At 54.1% G+C, this 21,629-nt stretch carries 23 protein-coding genes; 15 read left to right on the forward strand and 8 right to left on the reverse strand.

The window, feature by feature from the left end:
- The first annotated feature begins 1 nt into the window (after position 1).
- Positions 2–337, forward strand: coding sequence for a class II SORL domain-containing protein (locus tag THEAM_RS02305; RefSeq protein WP_013537205.1), 336 nt, complete (start codon positions 2–4; stop codon positions 335–337).
- On the opposite strand, the gene THEAM_RS02310 is transcribed toward THEAM_RS02305, so the two are convergent.
- Positions 315–956, reverse strand: a complete 642-nt coding sequence (locus THEAM_RS02310) for a riboflavin synthase (protein ID WP_013537206.1) — start codon at positions 954–956, stop codon at positions 315–317. The two genes, THEAM_RS02305 and THEAM_RS02310, sit on opposite strands and share 23 nt — an antisense overlap.
- Before the next feature lie 51 nt (positions 957–1,007).
- Between THEAM_RS02310 and THEAM_RS02315 the strand changes: the two genes are divergently transcribed.
- Genes THEAM_RS02315 through mraY form a run of 7 tightly spaced genes read left to right on the forward strand, consistent with a single transcriptional unit; the run spans position 1,008 to position 7,672 of the window.
- Entirely contained in the window at positions 1,008–1,919 is a 912-nt protein-coding gene (locus THEAM_RS02315; protein ID WP_013537207.1) for a Ppx/GppA phosphatase family protein, read from the forward strand.
- On the forward strand, positions 1,913–3,250 hold the full coding sequence (locus tag THEAM_RS02320) for a UDP-glucose dehydrogenase family protein (protein WP_013537208.1): 1,338 nt from the start codon (positions 1,913–1,915) through the stop codon (positions 3,248–3,250). The genes THEAM_RS02315 and THEAM_RS02320 overlap by 7 nt, the downstream gene beginning before the upstream one ends.
- Positions 3,251–3,874, forward strand: coding sequence for a CDP-alcohol phosphatidyltransferase family protein (locus THEAM_RS02325; protein ID WP_013537209.1), 624 nt, complete (start codon positions 3,251–3,253; stop codon positions 3,872–3,874).
- Between the two features lies 1 nt (position 3,875).
- Positions 3,876–4,538, forward strand: coding sequence for a 2,5-diamino-6-(ribosylamino)-4(3H)-pyrimidinone 5'-phosphate reductase (locus THEAM_RS02330; RefSeq protein ID WP_013537210.1), 663 nt, complete (start codon positions 3,876–3,878; stop codon positions 4,536–4,538).
- A 3-nt stretch (positions 4,539–4,541) separates the two neighbouring features.
- A complete protein-coding gene (locus THEAM_RS02335) occupies positions 4,542–5,531 on the forward strand; it encodes an ABC transporter permease (protein WP_013537211.1) in 990 nt (329 codons plus the stop codon).
- On the forward strand, positions 5,521–6,591 hold the full coding sequence (locus THEAM_RS02340) for an ABC transporter permease (RefSeq protein ID WP_013537212.1): 1,071 nt from the start codon (positions 5,521–5,523) through the stop codon (positions 6,589–6,591). Before THEAM_RS02335 ends, THEAM_RS02340 begins: the two co-directional genes overlap by 11 nt.
- 1 nt (position 6,592) lies before the next feature.
- Complete coding sequence (mraY, locus tag THEAM_RS02345) at positions 6,593–7,672, forward strand: phospho-N-acetylmuramoyl-pentapeptide-transferase (protein WP_013537213.1); 1,080 nt, start codon at positions 6,593–6,595, stop codon at positions 7,670–7,672.
- Here the strand turns inward: mraY and THEAM_RS02350 are convergent.
- Complete coding sequence (locus tag THEAM_RS02350; RefSeq protein WP_013537214.1) at positions 7,625–7,963, reverse strand: ArsR/SmtB family transcription factor; 339 nt, start codon at positions 7,961–7,963, stop codon at positions 7,625–7,627. The two genes, mraY and THEAM_RS02350, sit on opposite strands and share 48 nt — an antisense overlap.
- A 50-nt stretch (positions 7,964–8,013) precedes the next feature.
- Between THEAM_RS02350 and cysE the strand changes: the two genes are divergently transcribed.
- Entirely contained in the window at positions 8,014–8,664 is a 651-nt protein-coding gene (gene cysE / locus THEAM_RS02355; protein ID WP_013537215.1) for a serine O-acetyltransferase, read from the forward strand.
- Positions 8,661–9,608, forward strand: coding sequence for an SPOR domain-containing protein (locus THEAM_RS02360; protein WP_013537216.1), 948 nt, complete (start codon positions 8,661–8,663; stop codon positions 9,606–9,608). Before cysE ends, THEAM_RS02360 begins: the two co-directional genes overlap by 4 nt.
- A gap of 11 nt (positions 9,609–9,619) precedes the next feature.
- Here the strand turns inward: THEAM_RS02360 and ilvC are convergent, their stop codons facing one another.
- Genes ilvC through ilvB form a run of 3 tightly spaced genes read right to left on the reverse strand, consistent with a single transcriptional unit; the run spans position 9,620 to position 12,916 of the window.
- Entirely contained in the window at positions 9,620–10,627 is a 1,008-nt protein-coding gene (ilvC, locus tag THEAM_RS02365) for a ketol-acid reductoisomerase (RefSeq protein WP_013537217.1), read from the reverse strand.
- A 21-nt stretch (positions 10,628–10,648) separates the two neighbouring features.
- Positions 10,649–11,167 (reverse strand): acetolactate synthase small subunit, encoded by a 519-nt coding sequence (gene ilvN, locus THEAM_RS02370; RefSeq protein WP_013537218.1) that lies wholly within the window; start codon positions 11,165–11,167, stop codon positions 10,649–10,651.
- Between the two features lie 9 nt (positions 11,168–11,176).
- Complete coding sequence (gene ilvB, locus THEAM_RS02375) at positions 11,177–12,916, reverse strand: biosynthetic-type acetolactate synthase large subunit (RefSeq protein WP_013537219.1); 1,740 nt, start codon at positions 12,914–12,916, stop codon at positions 11,177–11,179.
- An 87-nt stretch (positions 12,917–13,003) separates the two neighbouring features.
- Here ilvB and THEAM_RS02380 point away from each other — a divergent pair, with 87 nt between their 5' ends.
- Positions 13,004–14,290, forward strand: a complete 1,287-nt coding sequence (locus tag THEAM_RS02380; protein WP_013537220.1) for an anthranilate synthase component I family protein — start codon at positions 13,004–13,006, stop codon at positions 14,288–14,290.
- Here the strand turns inward: THEAM_RS02380 and THEAM_RS02385 are convergent, their stop codons facing one another.
- From THEAM_RS02385 to THEAM_RS02395, 3 genes are all read right to left on the reverse strand, one after another.
- A complete protein-coding gene (locus THEAM_RS02385) occupies positions 14,291–14,524 on the reverse strand; it encodes a hypothetical protein (RefSeq protein WP_013537221.1) in 234 nt (77 codons plus the stop codon). It lies immediately after the preceding gene.
- Positions 14,525–14,595: 71 nt separating this feature from the next.
- Positions 14,596–15,564 carry a KpsF/GutQ family sugar-phosphate isomerase gene (locus THEAM_RS02390; RefSeq protein WP_041439380.1) on the reverse strand — a complete coding sequence of 323 codons (969 nt, stop codon included), beginning with the start codon at positions 15,562–15,564 and terminating at the stop codon, positions 14,596–14,598.
- A complete protein-coding gene (locus THEAM_RS02395) occupies positions 15,479–16,375 on the reverse strand; it encodes a M48 family metallopeptidase (RefSeq protein ID WP_013537223.1) in 897 nt (298 codons plus the stop codon). Before THEAM_RS02395 ends, THEAM_RS02390 begins: the two co-directional genes overlap by 86 nt.
- Positions 16,376–16,407: 32 nt before the next feature.
- Here THEAM_RS02395 and rpoN point away from each other — a divergent pair, with 32 nt between their 5' ends.
- The 4 genes from rpoN to THEAM_RS02415 are packed head-to-tail and all read left to right on the forward strand — an operon-like array spanning position 16,408 to position 21,575.
- Positions 16,408–17,706, forward strand: a complete 1,299-nt coding sequence (gene rpoN / locus THEAM_RS02400; RefSeq protein ID WP_013537224.1) for an RNA polymerase factor sigma-54 — start codon at positions 16,408–16,410, stop codon at positions 17,704–17,706.
- Positions 17,703–20,354, forward strand: coding sequence for a [protein-PII] uridylyltransferase family protein (locus THEAM_RS02405; protein ID WP_013537225.1), 2,652 nt, complete (start codon positions 17,703–17,705; stop codon positions 20,352–20,354). Before rpoN ends, THEAM_RS02405 begins: the two co-directional genes overlap by 4 nt.
- Positions 20,330–20,935 carry a hypothetical protein gene (locus tag THEAM_RS02410; RefSeq protein WP_013537226.1) on the forward strand — a complete coding sequence of 202 codons (606 nt, stop codon included), beginning with the start codon at positions 20,330–20,332 and terminating at the stop codon, positions 20,933–20,935. Before THEAM_RS02405 ends, THEAM_RS02410 begins: the two co-directional genes overlap by 25 nt.
- A complete protein-coding gene (locus THEAM_RS02415; protein WP_013537227.1) occupies positions 20,901–21,575 on the forward strand; it encodes a tyrosine protein kinase in 675 nt (224 codons plus the stop codon). The genes THEAM_RS02410 and THEAM_RS02415 overlap by 35 nt, the downstream gene beginning before the upstream one ends.
- Positions 21,576–21,629: the final 54 nt, after the last annotated feature.

Genomic DNA, 21,629 nt, shown 5'->3' on the forward strand with positions numbered 1-21,629 from the left:
GATGAAGGTTCACGGACCGGAGCCGGAAGGCAAGAGGAAGCACACACCTGTTATTGAAGCTCCCGCAAAGGTTAAGAAGGGAGAGTGGTTCGAGGTAAGGGTTGTTGTAGGGAAGGACATTCCCCACCCCAACACCAAGGAGCACTGGATTGAGCACATCTCCCTGTGGGCCGGTGACTTCCTTGCAGGAAGGGCAGACCTTGAGCCCGAGAGGGCCGCTTCCGAAGTAGTTTTCAAGATTAAGCTCGAGGAGACAACAACCTTAACCGCTCACGCCTACTGTAACCTCCACGGCCTCTGGCACAGCGAAGACGTTACAGTAGAAGTTGAGGAGTAGTTCCCGGGGGCGTTGTCCCCCCTTTTAACCTTCCCGTTTCTGTAAGCCTCACCACGTACTTCCCTATTACGTCGAACTCAAGGTTTACAGTTTCTCCGGGCTTTCTGAACTTCAGGTTCGTGTTGTTTAGGGTGTGGGGAATCACCGCAACTGAGAAGGTAGTTGGGAACAGGCCCGCAACGGTGAGGCTGATGCCGTCTATGCCGATAGAGCCTTTCTCAACCAACAGGTGGCTGAAGCTCCTGGGGAGTTTGAAGAGGAACAGGAAGCTGTCTCCCTCCCTCCTTATCCCCTCTATCTTCGTTGTTGTATCTACGTGACCTAAGAGTAGGTGGCCGCCGAGGCGGTCTCCTAACTTCAATGCCCTCTCGAGGTTCACCCGGAAGCCGGGCCTCAGCTGCGAAAGGTTTGAACGCTTTAAGGTCTCTGGCGAAACGAAGAACTCCAGCCTGTTTCCTTCTACCTTCGTTACCGTAAGGCACACTCCGTTAACGGCTATGCTGTCGCCGAGCTTTGTCCCCTGGGAGCAGAGCGGAGCCTCTACCAGGAGGGTTCCCCCCTTTGAGCTCCTTCCGAACCGAACCACTTCTCCCACTTCTTCAACGAGTCCTGTAAACATCTTCCGCCCGCTTGTTAAAATTGGCAATCAATTATAGCGGGAGGGAAAGGCTTGAGGATAGCCACCATCGATGTGGGAACGAACTCAACCCGGCTTCTCATAGCCGATGTTGAAGGGGGGAGCATAAAGCCGCTTTTCAAAACCGGAAGGGTTACCAGGCTCGGAAGGGGGGTTAGGCAAACCGGCAGGCTTTCATCGGAGGCCATAGAGGCGACCCTTTCCACCCTAAAGGAGTTTAAAAAGCTCATTGAAGACTTTGGGGCAGAAAGGGTTGTTGTTGCAACAACCGAGGCCGCAAGGCTTGCCGAAAACGCCGAGGAGTTCTTAAGGCGCGTTAGGGAGCTCGGCTTCCAGATAGAGATTCTCAGTGACCGGGAAGAGGCGGAGCTCGTATTTGCCGCCAATATGAAGGTTTTCTCCCCCTCGGGCAGGGCAATGACGGTAGACCTTGGGGGCGGCAGCACTGAGGTTGTTTACGGGACTCCTTCGGAGGTTAAGTTCCTTAAAAGCCTTAAATTCGGAGTTGTTTTCCTCTACGAGAAGTTTTTAAAGGGCGACCCGCCCACCGCCGAGGAGCTTCGCGCCATGGAGTCCTTCATAAGGGAGGAGCTCCTGCCGATAAGGGAGGTTATAGGCGGCTCGGACTTTACCGTTTTCGCCGTTGGCGGAACCATAACCTCCGTTGTTGCGATGGAAGAGGAGATGACCGTTTACAGGGCAGACGTTGTTCACGGCTACACGGTAACGTCTCGGATGATTGATAAGTGGTACTCTAAGCTCGCCTCTCTTCCCGTAGAGGAGCGTAAGAAGGTTGTTGGCCTGGAGGAGAACAGGGCCGACGTGATAATTCCCGGCCTTGCTTTCTTTAAGGTGTTCTGTGAGCTTTTCGGGAAGGAGCGTTTGACGGTCAGTGAGGTAGGACTACTTTACGGTTTAGCACTTAGGGAGGCTGCAAGGTGTTGAAGGGAAAACGCATAGCCGTTATAGGTACAGGTTACGTGGGGCTTGTGTCCGGAGCCTGTTTTGCCTACTTGGGCCACAGAGTTATAGGCCTCGATGTGGATACAAACAAAATAGAGCGACTCAAAAGGGGAGAGGTTCCTATCTACGAGCCCGGGCTCGACAGGATACTCAAGAAGGCGATAGAAGACGGCAATATAGAGTTTACAACCGACTACAGCTACGCCGTTAAGAACGCCGATTACATCTTCATAGCCGTTGGAACCCCCTCCCGGGAGGACGGCTCTGCAGACCTCTCCTACGTAGAGAGCGCCTACCGTAGCATAGCCGAGTTTATAGACGGCGACGACTTTAAGGTGATAGTGAATAAATCTACCGTTCCCGTGGGAACCGGCAGGTGGGCAAAGGAGTTTATAGCCGGCCTGCTTAGGGAAAAGGGCGTAAAGGAGCCCGAGAAGCGGTTCGAAGTGGTTTCAAACCCGGAGTTCCTCCGGGAGGGGAAAGCCGTTGAGGACTTTATGAACCCCGACAGGGTAGTTGTAGGTGCCGACAACAGGGAGGTTGCGGGCCTCGTTGCTTCTCTGTACGAGCCCCTTCAGCCCCCCATTCTCATTACAGACCTCCCTACGGCCGAGATGATAAAGTACGCTTCGAACGCCTTTCTGGCTACGAAAATCTCGTTCATAAACGAGATTGCCAACGTCTGTGAGAAACTGGGGGCCGATGTTACCGTTGTCGCCAGGGGAATGGGATTGGACCACCGGATAAGCCCCCACTTCCTCAGGGCCGGCTGTGGCTTCGGCGGCAGCTGTTTCCCTAAGGATGTAAAGGCCCTTATCCACACGGCTAAGTCTGTGGGCGAAGAGCCCCGACTCCTTGAATCGGTTATAGAGGTGAACGAGAGGCAGAAGCTCAGGCCGGTTGAGAAGCTCTTAAAGCACATCCCCGACCTTGAGGGCAGGACCGTTGCCGTTTGGGGCCTTGCCTTCAAGCCGGAGACCGACGATATGAGGGAAGCTCCCTCCATTCCCATAATCAGGGAGCTCCTTGCCCGGGGTGCAACCGTTAAGGCCTACGACCCTGTTGCCGTTGAGAACGCCAGGCGGGTTTTTGAGAAGGAGCTTCACACCCACCCTCAACGCCTCATTTTCACCTCCGACATGTACTCGGCCCTCGAGGGAGCCGACGCCCTAATCCTTGTTACAGAGTGGCCCCAGTTCAAAGAGGTTGACTTTGATAAACTTAGGGGAAAAGTTGTTATCGACGGTAGGAACCTCTGGAATCCTACCCTTATGAGGAAGTACTGCACCTACGAAAGTATCGGGAGAAGCTAAATGAACATAACCAGTAAGAGGGATACCCTTAAAAAACTATACTCCCCTTTTGGGTGGCTGCTTGCCAAGGCAAACGTTTCCCCAAACCTTATAACTCTTGCAGCCGTTATCACGGGAACGCTGGCCGCTTTCCTCTACTACACGGGTCACCCGGTTGTCGGGGCCTTCCTCTTGCTCTCTTCGGGCCTTTTCGACCTGTGCGACGGCTACGTTGCCGTTAACAATAAAAAGGCCACTAAGTTCGGCGCCGTTTTCGACTGGCTGGCCGATAAGTGGGTAGACGGTTTTGTTCTGGGTGCTGTTGCCCTCAGGTACGCAAGCGACTGGGTTGCACTTCTGGCCGTTGTGGCCACCATGCTCCACACCTTCATAAAGCCCGTTGCCTACGCCGAGATAGGCTACCAGGAGCGGACAACGGGCAAGATTAAAGACCCCCTTGAGAGTACCGGCTTTTTCGGCAGGCCCGAAACCCTTATTGTTCTTGTGGTTTCCTCCCTCATTTACCCCTTCTACCACAAGGCACTCACCTACGGAATAGAGTTTATTGCCGTAATGTCGCTCCTCTCCTTTGTCCACAGGCTCTACTACCTCTACAAACGCTACGGAGACCACTACGAGGTATAAGATGGAAAGGCCTTACGTTCTGATAGTTTCGGAAGTGACCATAGACGGGAAGCTCACCCTTGCCAAAGGGGTGTCCAGCAAGGAGATAATGAAGCTCATGGACGATGAGGCAAACCGTTACCTCCACGCCGTTAGGGCTGAGTGCGACGGCATAATGGTGGGCGCCAACACGGTGAGGATAGATAACCCCAACCTTACGGTGCGCTACGTTGAGGGGAAGAACCCTATCCGCGTTATCCCCACCTCAACCGGCGACATTCCCCTCGATGCCAACGTTTTGAACACCGAGGTTGCCCCCACTATTATCGCCGTATCGGAGAGGGCTCCCAAGGAGAAGGTAGAGGCTTTTAAGGAGAGGGGGGCCGAAGTTCTGGTTGCCGGAAAGGAGAAAATTGAGTTTCCGTTGCTTTTGAAGCTCTTGAAGGAGCGGGGTATAGAGAAGCTCATGGTTGAAGGCGGCAGCGCGGTCAACTGGGAGCTCATAAAAAACGACCTTGTAGACGAGATAAGGCTCATCCACCTGCCCGTGATTGTCGGCGGCGACGACGTTCCCTCCCTCGTTTCCGGAGAGGGCTTTAAAACCTTGAGTGCCGTAAAACGCTTCAAGATAAAGAGGGTTTTCCGCTGCGGAAATCAGGTAATTACAGAGTTTGAGCGGCTTTAAAGGATGCTCCGCTACCTTCTGAAGCGCCTCCTTCAGATGGTTCCCCTCGTTATAGGGATGACCTTTATCTCGTTCGTTGTGATAAAGCTCGCCCCCGGAGACTTCCTTACGAGGCTGGAGCTTAACCCCTCCTACTCTAAGGAGACCATTCAGGAGCTTCGCCGCCTCTACGGCCTCGACCAGAACATCTTCGTTCAGTACCTCCACTGGCTAAAGAACGCCCTTGTTTTCAACCTCGGCTACTCCTTCGCCTACCACAAGCCGGTCCTCTCCCTCATAGAGGAGAGACTCCTTAATACCTTGGAGCTTACCGTTACCTCCTTCGTTCTCTCCTGGCTCCTTGCGGTTCCCCTCGGGATAGTTGCGGCCGTTTACAGGGGGAAGCTCCTCGACAGGGCCATAACCCTCTTTTCGCTCTTTGGAATCTCCGTTCCGAACTTCTTCCTCGCCTTTCTGCTTATGTTCTTTGCCGCTAAAACAGGCCTCTTTCCCATAGGAGGGGTTGTCTCCCAGAACTACAGTCAGCTCCCCTGGTACGGTAAAATTCTCGATAGGCTCTGGCATATGGCAATCCCCCTAACTGTTCTCGTTGTAGGGAGCATCGCCGGCCTCCTGAGGCTCGTGAGGAGTACCGTTTTAGAGGAGCTCGGGAAAGACTACGTGAAGGTGGCGATTGCCAAGGGCCTTCCCTACAGGAGGGTAGTTCTGAAGCACGCCTTCAGAAACGCCCTCAACCCGTTTCTTACCCTTATAGGTTTTGATATTGCCGGCCTGCTTTCGGGTGCTGCCCTTGTGGAAATCATAACCGCCTGGCCCGGTATGGGGCGGCTCATGTTCGAGGCCGTAATGGCTCAGGACCTCTTCGTTGTTATGGGTTCCCTCTATATCGGGGGTATAATGCTGGTTATCGGCAACCTTATAGCCGACCTCCTCCTTGCCCTGAACGACCCGAGAATCAGGGAGCGTGAGGTGGAGGGAAGAGTTGCTCGCTAAGCTCAGAGCTTTCATTTCTGGCCTTTACCTTAAGAGTCCGGCTGCCGTGTACTCCCTGGTTTTCCTCGCTCTCCTCTACTTTGTTGCCCTCTTTGCCGACTTTATAGCCCCGTACCCTTACGACGTTCAGTTCAGGCACCACCCCTACCAGCCTCCCACTCCCATTCACTTCATAGACAGAGAAGGGCACTTCCACCTTAGGCCCTTTGTCTATAAGCACAGGCTCGTAGACCCGGTTAACAAAACCTACACCACCGACTACTCAAAGCGCTACCCCATTTACTTCTTCGTTAAGGGAGAGCCCCACTACCTGTTCGGTCTTTTCAAAACCGACTACCACCTGTTCGGCGTTAAGGGCGATGCCCACATATTCCTCCTGGGGACCGACCGTTTGGGCAGGGACATCTTCTCGAGGCTGCTCTACGGAACGAGAATCTCCCTTACGGTGGGCCTCATAGGCGTTTTAATATCCTTCACCCTCGGGGTTCTTATAGGTGCCGTTTCCGGTTACTTCGGCGGCGTTGTAGATACGGTTACGATGCGGTTTGTGGAGCTTCTCATGGCCTTCCCCGCCTTCTACTTAATGCTTGCCCTCCGCTCCATGTTCCCCATAGATATCCCCAGCTACCTCGTTTTCATAATCATAGTGGCCATTCTCTCCCTTATAGGCTGGGCCGGCCTTGCAAGGGTTATAAGGGGAATGGTCCTTTCGATAAGGGAGAGCGACTTCGTGAAGGCCGCAAGGGTTCTGGGCGCTTCCCACCTGTACGTAATATTAAGGCACGTTATACCGAATACCCTCTCCTACGTTATAATTGCAGCCACTTTGAGTATTCCCGGCTACATACTGGGAGAAGCAGCTTTGAGCCTTATAGGACTGGGAATCCAGGAGCCGATTCCCTCCTGGGGAAATATGCTATCTGAGGCGAGTAACGTTCACGTTCTCTCTGCCTACCCGTGGGTGCTGGCGCCGGGCTTTGCAATCTCCGCAGTTGTAATAGCCTTTAACCTGTTGGGAGACGGCTTAAGGGACTTCTTAGACGTTAAGCTGGAGAGGTGAAATGCTCTACCTGCTTTTCTACAAGCTCTTAGGTGTAAACCTGTTCAAGTACATAACTTTTAGGAGCATCTACGCGGCCATAACCGCCATGTTCCTGGGCTTTTACCTCTACCCTTACTTTGAACGCTTCCTGAAGGACTTTCAGTTCAAGCAGACCATAAAGGAGTACATGCCCGAAGGCCATAAGGGGAAGAGCGAAATCCCCACTATGGGCGGCATACTCATCATAGTTTCACTGCTGCTTGCGGTCCTACTGTGGAGCAACCTGGAGAACCCTTTCGTTTGGGTAACCGTTTTCGTTGTTCTTACCTTCGGGCTTATAGGCTTTGTAGACGACTTCGTGAAGGCCAAGCTGAAAAGGCCCGAGGGGATATCCGAGAGGGCAAAGTTCCTCTCGCAGCTGGCCGCCGCAACGGCTGTTGCCCTTTTCCTCTACAAGAGCGGTTTCTCTACCGTTTTGTACTTCCCGGTTTTTAAGGAGCTTCACGTAGATTTGGGACTCCTCTTTATCCCCTGGGCGGTTTTCATAATTGTCGGCACTTCAAACGCCGTTAACTTAACCGACGGCCTCGACGGCCTTGCCATAGGACCCGTTATAACCACCAGCTTCGTTTTCCTCATTTTCTCCTACGTTGTGGGTAACTACAGGCTGGCAACTTACCTGCAGCTGCCCTACGTTCCCGGGGCCGGAGAGCTTACAGTTGTTTGTGCCGCCGTTATAGGGGCCTCCTTGGCCTTCCTGTGGTTCAACGCTTACCCGGCGGAAGTGTTTATGGGAGATGTGGGCGCTCTCTCTTTAGGTGCCCTCCTTGGAACGGTTGCCCTCCTGACCAAGCAGGAGTTTGTTCTGGCCATTGCGGGAGGCATTTTCGTTGTGGAGACCATGTCGGTTATTATTCAGCGGTTCGTTTTTAAGCTCACGAAGCGCCTCTACGGTGAAGGGAAGAGGGTCTTTAAGATGGCTCCGCTTCACCATCACTTTGAGAAGAAGGGGTGGAAGGAGCCGAAGATTACTGTTAGGTTCTGGATAGTCTCAATTATCCTCGCCCTTGTCTCCCTGAGTCTGCTGAAAATCAGGTAGGGCCACTCCTGCGGCTTTGAGTATTTCCAGGACCTTTTTATCCTTCAGCCTACAGGGAGATTTTACGTTGAACTTGTCGGTTTTCTCTATTATCCCCATCTCCCTCAGGATTGTTGCGTGTTGAGAGAGCAGCGGTTGGGGAACTCCCAGCTCTTCTCTTATCTCCTTGGGTCTTTTGGGGCCTTCGGCAAGAGAGACGATGATGCCTATCCTTATGGGGTTTGAGAGGACTTCGAAGAGTTTGGCCACCTGGCCGTATTTTTTATACTTTTTCCCGCAGGAGTCAGGCATAGACACCTCCCCTCGTTCTAACTCTGCTATTTTAGCACAAGGGAGCAGTTATGTTTAAAAGGCTTCGCGAGGATATTAAAACGGTTTTTGAAAGGGACCCGGCCGCACGGAGCGTTTTGGAGGTGCTGCTGTGTTACCCGGGACTCCACGCAATCTGGCTCCACAGGGTTGCCCACTGGCTCTGGTGTAGGGATTTGAAGCTCCTTGCGAGGCTTGTTTCCCACTTCTCCCGGTGGCTTACCGGTATAGAGATTCACCCCGGCGCCAAGATAGGCAGGCGCTTCTTTATAGACCACGGTATGGGAGTTGTTATAGGCGAAACAACCGAGATAGGCGACGACGTTACCCTGTACCACCAGGTAACCCTGGGGGGAACGAGTACCAAGAAGGGGAAGAGGCATCCCACCGTTGGTAACAATGTTGTTATAGGGGCGGGGGCCAAGGTTCTCGGACCTGTTAAAATTGGCGATAACTGTAAAATCGGGGCCAATTCAGTGGTTGTGAAAGACGTTCCTCCCAACTCTACCGTTGTGGGAATTCCGGGGAAAGTTGTAAAGCGGGAGGGGATTAAGCCCACAAAAGTTGACCTTGAGCACGGGAAGCTCCCCGACCCGGTTATGGAGACCCTTAAGGAGATGCTCAACCTCATTCACGACCTTGAGCTTGAGGTTAAAACTTTAAAGAAAGAGATGAAGAAGTGAGAAGGCTCATCCCTTTTTTGCTCTTCCTTCTGTTTGCGGCGGGGGCTTTGGGAGCTCAGTTGAAGCTCCCCCCTCCGGGAAGCAGGGTTTACACCGTTCAAGTTGGCTCTTTCCTGAAGAAGGAGGAGGCCCTTTGGGTTTTTGAAAAGGTTAAAGACCTTCCCGGGGCCAGGATTGTTTTGAGGGGAGGGCGGTATAAGGTAAGGGTGGGCTTCTTTAGTTCCTACAAGAAGGCCCTTGAGTTCTGCCGCTCCGCCCACATTCCCCAAAGGGTGGACAGCTACTACGTGACCCTTGTGCGGTTTTACCCGAAGGGGATTGTAGAGCTGGCAGGTGAGCCTCCGAAAAAAGAGGTAAAAACCGTAAACGCTACAGAGCTTCGCCCTTCGGTTAAACTTGTCACTTTTATACCCTTAAACGAGAAGGCTTCTAAAGGTTCTGAAGCTAAACCGAAAACTTCTGAAACTTCCAAACCTCCGCAGGTAAACGGAACCGCCCGGGTTGAAACCCCCGAACCTTCCGCTCCTAAAAGCCTTCCCTCCGGGAAAACCCCGGAGCGGGAGGGGAGCTTTCACCTTCCTGCAAGGAAGCTCCTTTACGGCTTTGGAGCCCTGTTGGCCTTGGGAGTTGCGGTTCTCTTCCTGCGCAGGCGTTCCCTGAGAAGCTCTACGCCTCAAGCGGTTGTTGCCAAGCTCCTTGCCGACGGTAAGTTCGAAGAGCTCATAGAGTTTGCCCTTCCCTACCTTGAAGAGAACCCGAAAGACACCTTTGTTAAGAAGGCCCTTGCGGAGAGTTACGAGAAGCTCGGCAGGTTCTTAGAGGCTGCGGCCGTTTACGAGGAGATATCTAAGGATTTGGAGGAAAAGGGGCTCAACATCCTTGCAGAAGGTTTCAGGAAGAGAGCAGAGGAGCTCTACGCCGCCGAGTTTAAAAAGGGGGGATAACCCCCCTTCGGTTACTTGAGCTCCTTCTTCTGCTGTTTGAGGAAGGGCATCATCTCCCTGAGCTTCTTGCCAACCTTCTCTATCGGGTGCTCGGCCTCTATCTTCCTGTAGGCGTTGAGAACCGGGTAGTTTGCCTGGGCCTCGAGGACAAACTCCCTTGCGAACTCTCCGGTCTGAATCTCTTTGAGGATTTTCTTCATGTTCTCCTTAACGTGCTCGTCTATTACCCTCGGGCCGCGGGTGTAGTCTCCGTACTCAGCAGTGTCGGAGATGGAGTAGCGCATGCCGGCAAGGCCGTGCTGGTACATGAGGTCCACTATGAGTTTCAGCTCGTGGAGGCACTCAAAGTAGGCAACTTCGGGCTGGTAGCCGGCCTCTACAAGGGTCTCGAAGCCTGCCTTTACAAGGGCGGAGGCTCCGCCGCACAGAACGGCCTGCTCTCCGAAGAGGTCGGTTTCGGTCTCCTCTTTAAAGGTTGTCTCTATCACGCCAGCCCTTGTTGCGCCGATGCCTTTGGCGTAGGCGAGGGCAATCTCCTTTGCTTTACCGGTTGCGTCCTGGTGAACCGCAACAAGGGCCGGAACTCCCGCTCCCTCAAGGTAGGTCCAGCGAACCAGGTGTCCGGGGCCTTTGGGAGCCACCATAAACACGTCTACATCTTCCGGGGGAACAATCTGGTTAAAGTGGATGTTAAAGCCGTGGGCAAAGGCAAGTGCCTTACCGGGCTCAAGGTTGGGCTTAACCGCTTCCTCGTAAACCTTCTTCTGAACCGGGTCGGGGAGGAGGAACATGATAACGTCGGCCCTCTTTGCCGCCTCCTCGGGGGTTAAAACCTCGAACCCGTCCTTCTTGGCCTTCTCTGCAGACTTCCCGGGCCTTAAGCCGATTACAACGTTTACGCCGCTGTCCCTGAGGTTTAAAGCGTGGGCGTGGCCCTGGCTACCGTAGCCCAGGATGGCCACCGTTTTGCCGTTTAAGTATTCGAGGCTTGCGTCCTCGTCGTAGTAGATTTTTGCCATATTTGAACCTCCTTTTAAGTTTTAGTCTCCGAATGTGTCGCCCTGAAGGGCTCTAACCATTGCAACCCTTCCGGTTCTTGCCATCTCCCTGATGCCTAAGGGCTTTATGAGCTGGAGGAAGGCGTCTACTTGGTCTTCGTCTCCGGTGAGCTCAACTGTGTAGGTGTCGTGGGAAACGTCGACGATTTGGGCCCCGAATATCTCCACCAGCCTTTTTATCTCCTCCTTTTTCTCGCTCTTTTCGGCGTTTACCCTTACTATCAGAAGCTCTCTATCGAGCTTCTTCTTATCTGTAAGGTCTCTCACCTTGAATACGTCTATTATCCGCCTGAGCTGCTTGACTATCTGCTCTATCGTGTGCTCATCTCCCTTTGCAACCATCGTAATACGGGAGATTGTAGGGTCCTCGGTCTGCCCTACGTTCAAGCTCTCTATGTTGTAGCCCCTGGAGCTGAAGAGCTCTATTATCCGGGCGAGGGCTCCGGGCTGGTTCTCAACCAAAACGCTTATAACGTGCTTGCGCTCCTCTTTCCTGTCCATGGCTTCCCCTTAAACCGCTTTCTTGGCTTTCTTCTTGCCGTAGTCGGGTAGTATCATCTCGTGGAGTGCTCCGCCGGGCGGAACCATCGGGAAGACGTCCTCTTCCCTGTCTACTATAAAGTCTATAACTACCGGGCGGTCGTTTATCGCCATGGCCTCTTTTAGAACCTCTTCAACCTCCTGGGGCCTTTCGGCACGCAGGCCAACGGCGCCCATTGCCTCAACGAGCCTCACAAAGTCGGGCTGGACGTCTAAGTGAACCTGGGAGTAGTTCCTGTCGTAGAAGATTCCCTGCCACTGGCGGACCATTCCGAGGAAGCTGTTGTTTATTATGGCAACCTTTATCGGGATGTTGTAGTGGACGGCGGTTACAACCTCCTGCATGTTCATCTGGAATGAGCCGTCTCCCGAGATGCAGAAAACGGTTTTGTCGGGCCTTCCCACCTTTGCCCCAACGGCTGCCGGAAGACCGAATCCCATAGTTCCCAAACCACCGGAGGTTACAAGCTGCCTGGGGAAGCGGAACTTGTAGAACTGGGCCGTCCACATCTGGTGCTGGCCCACGTCGGTTGTGATTATCGCCTCTCCCTTTGTGACTTCCCAGATTTTCTCGATTACAAACTGGGGCTTGATAACCCTGTCGCTCGGCTCGTACCACAGGGGGTAGCGCTCTGCCCAGCTGCGAACCTTAACTATCCACTTCTCCCTAACTCCGTAAAACTCCCTGTTTTTGGCAACCTGCTTTTCAACTTCCGGAAGGAGCTCTTCCAGAACCAGTTTGGCATCGCCTACTATCGGAATGTCTACAGCCCTGTTCTTGCCTATCTCGGCGCTGTCTATGTCTATGTGGATAACCTTTGCGTTGGGTGCAAACTCCGAGAGCTTCCCGGTAACCCTGTCGTCGAAGCGTGCCCCCACCGCTATGAGCAGGTCGCACTCCTGAACGGCCATGTTGGCGGCGTACGTACCGTGCATGCCCAGCATGCCGAGGAAGAACGGGTGGTCGCCGGGGACTGCGGTGAGGCCCATGAGGGTGGCAACCATCGGGATGTTGGCCACTTCCGCCAGCTTTACAACGAGGTCTGCCGCCCCCGACGAGACGGTACCTCCCCCAATGTAGAGAACCGGCCTTTCGGCGGAGGCTATGGCTTTAGCCGCCCGCTTTATCTGGCCCGGGTGGCCTTTAAGGACCGGCTTGTAACTCCTTATCTGAACAGGGCTTTTGTACTCCTCTTCGAAGAAGTCTGCAAGCTCCCTCGTTACGTCTTTGGGAAGGTCTACGAGAACAACGCCGGGTCTTCCGGTTCTGGCTATGTAAAAGGCCTTCTTAACGGTATCGGCAAGCTCTTTAACATCTTTTACGAGAAAGTTATGCTTCGTTATCGGCCTGGTTATGCCAACCGTGTCAACTTCCTGGAATGCGTCGTTGCCTATCATGTAGGTGGGAACGTTCCCTGTAAAGGCTACAACCGGAACCGAGTCTATTTGAGCTGTTGCAAGCCCGGTTACGAGGTTTGTTGCCCCCGGGCCGCTTGTGGCAAAGCAGACGCCCACTTTACCGGTTACCCTTGCGTAACCGTCTGCTGCGTGGGCGGCTCCCTGTTCGTGGCGGGTTAGGTAGTGTTTTATCGGCGAGAAGGGGAGCCTGTCGTATATGTCTAATACGGCTCCTCCCGGGTATCCGAATATCTTCTCAACGCCTTCAAGCTCTAAGGCCCTTAAAAGGATTTCTGCTCCGGAGAGCTTCATAGCCTTCCTCCTGAATCGTGTAATTGGGAATGATAGCAAATAGCCAAAGGCACTACTATATTTTGAGCAGCTTACAAGGAGGAGGCCGTGAGAGTTTTCGACCTTCCCTTTGCAGACCCGTTTAAGGTGTTCCTCTGGCTGAAGGAGAGGGGATACCCCGTTAGGCTGTTCCTCGATTCGGCTCAGGTTAACCCCAAAACTGGGCGTTACTCCTTTATCTGTTTAGAGTGTGAGGAGGAGCTGCGCCTTGCCGGTGACCCTGCCGCCTTTGAGAAGCTCAACCGCCTCTTTTTCGCCCTGAAGGAGCGTTACTCCGCAGGTGACTTACCTTTCGGGCTTTTCGGTTACGTAACCTACGACGCAAACCGCTTCATAGAGGAGCTTCCCACCCCCTTCGTTAACGACATCGGCATGCCCGAGCTCCACTTCATACTCCCCAAGCAGCTCCTCATCTTCGACAACGTTAAGAGGAAACTCTACGGCGTTTCCCTTGAAGGGCCTCTGCCGGAGCTGAAAGAGCTCCCCGACTACTGCGGCAGTTACTCGTCGCGCCTTTTGGGCTTTAACATGGACAGGGAGTACTTCTACTGGGCGGTGAACCGCATAAAGGAGTTTATAGCCGCAGGAGACACCTTCCAGGTGAACTTCTCTCAGCGGATAGACCTCCTCTTTGAAGGCGACCCCGTGGCCCTTTACAGCCGTTTAAGGAGCATAAACCCCTCTCCCTTTGCCTTCTACTTTGAGCTCGGCGGGTTTACTGCCGTCTCCTGCTCCCCCGAGCGCCTCCTTAAGCTGGAGGGGCGCCTCGCCCAAACCAGGCCAATAGCCGGCACCAGGCGGCGGGGCAGAACGGAAGAGGAGGACAGGGCCCTTGAGCGGGAGCTGTTTCTCTCGGAAAAGGAGCGGGCCGAACACGTTATGCTTGTAGACCTTGAGCGTAACGACCTCGGGAGGGTCTGCCGTTACGGAACCGTTGAGGTAGATGAGCTTATGGTTCCCGAGCGCTACTCCCACGTGACCCACATAGTATCAAACGTTCGCGGAATCCTGAGGGAGGACGTTTCGCCGATTGAGGCCCTTGTTGCTCTTTTCCCCGGAGGAACCATAACGGGGGCTCCCAAGATTAGAACGATGGAGATAATAGCCCAGCTTGAGCCCACCTGGCGGAACCTCTACACCGGCTCTGTGGGCTACTTGGGGTTCAACGGTGAGGCCGATTTCAACATAGTGATAAGAACCCTGATTCTGAAGGGGAACAGGGCTTACCTTCAGGTGGGTGCGGGGATTGTTGCAGACTCTCGGCCGGAGAGGGAGTATAGGGAAACCCTCCACAAGGGGAGGGCCCTTCTGGAGTCTTTGGGGGTTGAGCTGTAGTTACTCTTCGGCTTCTGCCTTCTCTTCCTTCTCCTTCTTGCCGGACTCTATAAGCTCTGTAAGCTCTGCTACCGAAGAGGTGGCGAGTTTCTCCTCGATTATGGTCCTAATAAGCTTGTTAAGTTTCTGTTCGTTGTTGCCTGCAACCCCGTAAAGGATGTAGTAGAGCCTTTTTGGAATGGAGAGTTTTACCGTTTTGTTCGCTCTTTTTCCCGCTTTCCTTCCCCTGGCCATCTTTATCCTCCGATAAATAATAGTCTTGTTTTGGATTTTACCAAAAATTTTGAATTCTTAGTGGCTTTTATTCAAGTTTTGAGGATTCTCCTCCCGAGAATGTCGTGGAGGTGGACTATGCCCGTTACCCTGCCCTCGCCGTCTACAACCGGCAGGACCGTTATCTTGTGAAGCTCCATCAGCCTTAAGGCCTCCTCACCGAAGGCGTCTTCCCTTATTGTTTTCGGGTTTTCGGTCATTATCTCCTTTATTGGAGTGTTGAGGTCTGCTCCCCTTTCGAGGGCGCGGCGCAGGTCGCCGTCTGTGAATATTCCGAGCAGCCTCTCACCGTCTTTAACCAGCGTTGCCCCGAGCTTCTTGGCCGACATCTCTATTATCGCCTCTTTGAGGGTTGCCTCGGGGGGAACTTGGGGCACCTCGCCTCCCTTGTGCATGAGCTCTTTTACCCGGGCCAGCCTTACGCCCAGCTTACCGCCCGGGTGGAGCCTTGCAAAGTCTTCGCTTGTAAAGCCTTTAACCTTTACCAGGGCGGCCGCAAGGGCGTCGCCCAGGGCAAGGGTTGCGGTTGTTGAGGAGGTGGGGGCAAGGTTCAGGGGGCACGCCTCCTTCTCTACCCCGAGGTTTATGGTAACGTCTGCCACCTTGGCCAGCGTAGACTCGGGGTTGCTTGTTATCGCTATTACAGGTATGCCGAAGCTCTTTATAAGCGGGATGATGGAGAGGAGCTCGGCAGTTTCCCCGCTGTTTGAAACGGCTATTACCGTGTCTTCTCCCTTTAGCATCCCCAGGTCGCCGTGGGCGGCGTCTGTCGGGTGGAGGAAGAAGGCGGGAGTTCCAGTACTTGCAAGCGTTGCCGCTATCTTCTTACACACCAGACCCGACTTCCCAACTCCCGTAAGGACCACCCTCCCCCTGGTTGAGGCAAGGAGCTCAACGGCCTTAACGAACTCGCCGTTAAGCCGCTCTGCCAGCCGACCGAGGGTTTCTGCCTCCTCCCTCAGTACTCGCTTGCCTTCTTTTAATATCTCCTCCTTTTCCATTTAACCTCCTTAACACCTTCTCCCTGTAGCGTTCGGCGTTGAAGGGCTGCCTCAACCACGACTTGGGGAACGTCCTTATCCACCTTTCCAAGTTGGCTATCCTCTTTTTGTTCGTGGGGTGGTCCATGAAGAGCTCCGTCACCCCCGACGGTTTGAACTTCATTAAGGAGTCGAGTATCTGAATGGTCTCCACCGAGGCTACCGGGTTCCAGCCGGCCTTTCCGGTAAAGTAGGCCCCCATTGCGTCGGCTTCAAACTCCTCCTTTCGGGAGTAGCCGGCGATAACTATCTGGTAGAGGACCTTCAAAACCTCTTCCTCTATGGGGCTGAGGTTCTTGCCTCCCAGGGTGAGGCTCAGCAGCAGGTTTATCCCGTAGATGAGCTGGAGCCTCCTTATTGCGTGTCTTCCCACTATGTGGCCCGTTTCGTGGCCTAAAACGAAGGCAAGGTCTGCTTCGTCCTTCAGGTGTTTCAGTAGCCCGGTGTAGATGTATACCCACCCTCCAGGCAGGGAGAAGGCGTTGAGCTCCGGGCTTTCGATTACTTTGTAGTGGAACTCTATGTCGTGTCTGCCGCATACTGCGGCTATCCTCTGGCCCACCCAGTTTACGTAGCCGTTTATTACCGGGTCTTTACACATCTTTGAGCGCCGCTCAATCTGGAGGGCCGCGGCCCTGCCGATGGCCACCTCTTGTGAGGTGGGGATGAGTATGAGCGAGCGCTCCCCGAACGGCGACGTTTGAACCACTCCGCAGGCAAAGAGAAACAGCGTTAGTGTTAACCCTACCGCCGCTGCATATATTCTCTTCATAGTGGTTGAATTGTATCAGCATTCGGGGGACTATGGAGCAGCGTCTTGGGTTCGACCTGAAGCTCTCTCAGCAGCTTCGACTCTCTACGGCTCAGGTTCTCGGCCTTGAGGTTCTTCAGCTTCCGATTCTTCAGCTTGAAGAGCTTCTCCGCCAAGAGCTTGAGTCCAACCCTCTCATAGAGCTGGAAGAGCCGGAAAGTTCCCCTTCTCCTGAGGAGGATACCCAACCGGACGACTTCTCGTTTGTAATAGAGGGAGGAAACCTCTTTGTTCCCGAAGAGAGAGAGGAGCTTCCGCTCCCTGCCAAAACCTCCCTTCAGGAGATTCTGAAGGAGCAGGCCCGCCTGGAGTTCTCCGACGGAGAGCTTCCGGTGGCCCTCTACATAATCGAAAACCTTGACTCCGGGGGCTACTTTACAGAGCCCGCCTCTGCTGTTGCGGAGAAGTTCGGCGTTTCGGAGGAGCTCGTTGAGCGGGTGAGGCGCCTAATCACCCGTTTTACTCCCGCAGGCTGCGGCTCCAGAGACCTTAAAGAGGCGGTGAAGGCTCAGCTCGAAGAGCTGGGAGCCTCCGGTAAGTTCCTGAAGGCTGTTGATTACCTTGAGCTCCTTCCCCAGGAGGAGCTCTTCCTAAAGAAGAGCGGCCTGAAAAGGAGTGAGCTTAAAGAGTTCAAAGAGCTCCTTAAGAGGGTTGACCCCTCTCCGGGGGCGGAGCTCGACGCCGCCGTTAAAGTAGAGCCCGACGTTAAGGTGTGGTTAGAGGAGGGCTCTGTTAAGGTCTGGGTTCCGGAGGTGAGGCTCTCCTCCTTCCGAATAAACCCCGCCTACCTGCGGCTTGCAGACGAGCAGGAGGTTAAAAAGTTCGTTCGGGAGAAGTACCAGCGAGCGCTCTACCTTAAGAAGGCCCTTGAGCAGAGGCGAAAGACCCTTGCAGAGATTGCCAGGTGCGTTTTTAACCGTCAGCGCCGTTTCCTCGAAGACGGTAAGAGTTTGAGGCCTTTAAGCTACTCCGAGGTTGCCGCCGCCGTCAGAATCCACGAGTCTACAGTCAGCAGGGCCGTTAAGGATAAGTTCGTGGAGACCCCTTTTGGAGTTTTCCCTTTTAAGCTCTTTTTCCCAAAAGGGGTTTCCGGAACCAGCGTGGACTCTGTAAAGGAGGCCATCAGGCGGATAATAGAGTCTGAAGATAAGAGGAAACCGTTAAGCGACAGTAAAATCGCCCGGCTCCTTGCAGAGCAGGGTATAAAGGTTGCAAGGCGAACGGTTGCCAAGTACCGGGAGGAGATGGGCATACCGGGAGCCTTTAAGCGAAAAGTCAGGGAGGGAGCGTGAAACTTCTGGTCGAAAAGCTTAAGAGTTCTCTGCCGCAGGAGTGGCACCCCCTTGTTGAGTTTGTAGAGCGGGAGAAGCTGCCCAATCCCCGCAGGGCCCTTATCCTGCTGGAGAAGCTCTACAGGAAGGTGAATGCCCTTCCCGAGCCTATGAGGGGGGAGTTCGGAAGCCACGTTGTAAGGCTCTTTTCCTACTCTCAGTTCCTCGGAGAGTTCCTCGTTCGCCACCCTGAGCTCCTTCCCGAGCTTGAAAGGGTTTACGGGAAAACTCTATCTCCGGCCGACTTCAGGCCCCCTGTTGAGGGGGAACGCTCCTCTTTCATGAAGGGGCTGAGGGTTTTTAAGCACTTTCACATGTGTAGGGTTTTACTGAGGGATATACTGGGGCTTGCTCCCTTCTCGGAGCTGGTTAGGGATGTAACCCTTATCCACAAAGGTGTTACTGCCGCCGCCCTTGAGTTTGCCTCCCGGGAGTTCGAGAGGCGTTACGGTAAGCCCTCCAGTACCTTCCTTGTTGTCGGTATGGGGAAGGCGGCAGGCTTTGAGCTCAACTACTCTTCCGACCTCGACCTCATATTCGTTTACGGCAGCCGCTACGGCGAAACGGCCGGAGGCTCTTACGGGAAGCTCCAGAACCACGACTACTTTACCCTCCTTGCTAAAGAGGTTGTTGAGCTTTTAAGTGCCAACACCCCCGAGGGCATCTGCTGCGTTGTTGACACAAGGCTCAGGCCCAACGGAACTATGGGTCCCCTTGTAAACGACCTTCAGGCCCTTGAGCAGTATTACACTGCCGTTGCAAGGCCCTGGGAGCGCTTTGCCCTGCTTAAGGCTCAGCCCTTTGCCGGCGACTGCGATGGACTCGGCGTTGAGTTTCTGAAGCTTACGAGGGCTTTCGTTTTCAGGAAGTACGTTGACCTTACGCTCATAGAGGAGGTTTTGAGGCTCAAGGAGCTCATAAAGGCCAAGGTTCAAAAAAAAGGCGCCAAAATAGACCTTAAGCTGGGTAAGGGGGGAATCCGGGAGGTTGAGTTTATAGTTCAGGCCTTCCAGCTCATCTACGGCGGGAAGTTCCCCCAGATTCGCTCCCGCAATACCCTTGTAGCTTTAAAGAGGCTCTTTAAGTGGGGATTCCTCGACAGGCGCTCCTACACCGACCTCAGGCAGGCCTACCTCTTCTTGAGGAGGGCCGAGCATATGCTTCAGGTTACCCACTTCAGGCAGACTCAGACCTTTCACCCTGAAAGTGAGGAGGCCGCTGAGCTCGCCCTGAAGATGGGCTTTGACAGCAGGGAGGCCTTTCTGGCGGCCCTTAGGGAGGTTATGGAGAGGGTAAACGGCTACTTCAACCGCTTCTTCCCCACCGGGGAGAACAGACCCCTCTCTACGATTACGGAAGAGGACTTAAGGCGTATGGGGTTTGCCGAGCCCGCCGAGGTAAAGCGGTTCATAGAGGTGCTGCTTTCGAGTAAGAAGCTCTCTCCGGAAGAGCTTAACAGGCTCGACGTTATGGGGGAACGCTTCTTAGAGCTTCTGCTTGAAGCTCCGAGCTCCAAAAACGCCATGAAGAACCTGGTGGCCCTCTTCGATAGGGAGGAGGGGAAGCTATTCTTCTTCTCGATTCTGAACCAGGTGAACGCTTTAAGGCTTCTCCTCTTTCTCCTCTCCACCAAGGACTTTTTTATCTCCCGCTTCAGGGCAACACCCGAGCTTGTCGACTTTATCTTCCGTCCGGAGCTCATAGAGGAGCCGGTAACTTCCGAAGTTATAGAGAGGTACTACGGCCTTCTCGGTAACCTTCAGCTCGTTAAGAACCTGTTTGAGGTTGTTGCCCTGCTGCGTTACAGGCTTGCAAGAACCAAGGTAGAGGAGTTCTTCGAAGAGTTTACAACCGTTTGCGACTTCGCCCTTAGTAGAATTTACCGGGAGGTTTCGCCCCCCTTTACGGTGTCGTCTCTGGGCAAGCACGGCAGCCGGGAGATGACCGTAGGCTCAGACCTCGACCTCCTCTTTGTCTCGTCTGCCCCTCCGGGCGAGGAGGGAGCTCGCTCTGCCGTTGAGCTCATAAAGAGGCTCGAGGGGCTGGGCTACGAAGTTGATACAAGGCTCAGGCCTTTCGGCGAGAAAGGGGAGCTCGTTTTCACCTTGAACTACTTCAGAAAGTACCTAAAGGAAAACGCCCGCCTGTGGGAGCGGCTCGCCTTTACCAGGTTCCGCCCCTTTGCAGGGAGCATCTCTTCGGAAGTTGAGGAGGCGGTAAGGGAGTTTATATTCTCCGAGCCCTTGAATCTTGAGACCTTAGAGGGCATAGTTCAGATGAGGGAACGGCTCGAAAGGGAGCTCGGCAGGAAGGAGCCCTTAAAGTACGGCAGGGGCGGCACCGTTGACCTTGACTTTATCTCCTACACCTACCAGCTTTACAGCGGTAAGTGGTTGAGGAATACCCTAAAAGCCCTTAGAACTTTGGCCGAGCAGGAGCCCCGCTTTGAGCGGCTTGTTGAGCTCTACCGACGGCTGAGACAGGCCGAAACCGAGAAGAGGCTCTTCGGGGAGCTCGTTACCTACGGTGATAGAATAGCCGACCTCAGGGAGGAGGTGAGAACTTTTTACCTGGAGTTTACTGAATGGATGAGAGAGAGGCTCTCCTGAACTACTACAGGGAGATAAGCCAGTTCCTCGAGGACCACTTTGAGGGCTTTCGGCTCGGGGGCCCCTACGATATGGAGGTTATAAGGCAGTGGTTCCGCTACAACCTTCCTCCCTACTACCTGCTCCGTTTGAAGGATGAGCTTCCCGAGAGCTTCACCCTCCGGGACATAGGCGACTTCGTCTTAAGGCGTTTCCTTTCGGAGAGAAACGTCAGTTTTGTCCCCTCTCCGGTTGGGCCCTCGAGTGCCCTTGAGCGCCTTGCCCTGCGGGTCAGGGAGATTCTCGGCGAGCTCGGGGTTTCCGACTTCTCGATTGCAGAGCGCATCCTTGAGCTTGCCGCCGACGACGACCTGTTAGAGGTTGAAAAGGAGCTCTACAGCCTCGAGAAGCACTTTTTCAAGCTGCTTGCCGCCCGCTCACCCTACGCAAAGGAGTGTAGGGAGTTTGCCCGCAAGAAGCTGGAGCCCTTTAGAACCCGCTGGAGCGACAAAGTTCTGGCCCTAACGGAACAGGCGCTTGTAAAGAGGTGCCTTTGGGAGAAGCACAATGTCCCCGAGTTCACAACTGCTACGGTTACTTGACTACCCCCGAGGAGACGAAGGAGAGGGCAGGAAGCTCCTTGAAAGGATAGAGTCTGCCGGCGTAAAAGGGCTTTCCTTTGTTGCCAAAGGCTACCGCGGCGTGGTGTTTAAGGGGAGCCTGAAGGGTAAGCCGGTTGCTGTTAAGGTTAAAAGGAGCGACGCCGGCAAAGACTCCCTCCTTGAGCGGGAGTTTTCCGTTTTAGAGCACCTTGAAAGGGCCCTCGGCCCGGAAAACCCTGCTCCTAAGCCCTACCTGCTCGGAGACGGCTTCTTGGTTGAGGAGTGGATAGAGGGCCTTCCCTTTGAGAGGGCCCTTGAGCTTTACCCTGCTGCTTTGGTAGTTACCCGGGCCCTTGAGGCCGCCCACCTCCTTGATAGGGCCGGTGTAGAGCACTCCGAGCTAAAGGGGGAAAAACACCTGCTCTTCGACGGCAGCCGCTTTAGGGTTATAGACTTTGAGAGTGCCCGCTTTAAAAAGCGCCCGCGGAACCTGCTCCAGGTTGCCGGTTACCACCTGCTCAGAAGGGAAAAACTCCTTGAAAAGCTCGGGCTTACAAGGGAGGAGCTCCTCTCTGCCCTTAACCGCTACAAGGAGAGTTTCGACTTTAGTGCGGTTTCCGAACTCTTTAGCCGATTTTGACAACCAACGCCCTTTGCCTATAATTCCCAGTATCAAATTCCCAACCAGGGTGGA

The sequence above is a fragment of the Thermovibrio ammonificans HB-1 genome (genome assembly GCF_000185805.1).
Lineage (GTDB): Bacteria > Aquificota > Aquificia > Desulfurobacteriales > Desulfurobacteriaceae > Thermovibrio > Thermovibrio ammonificans.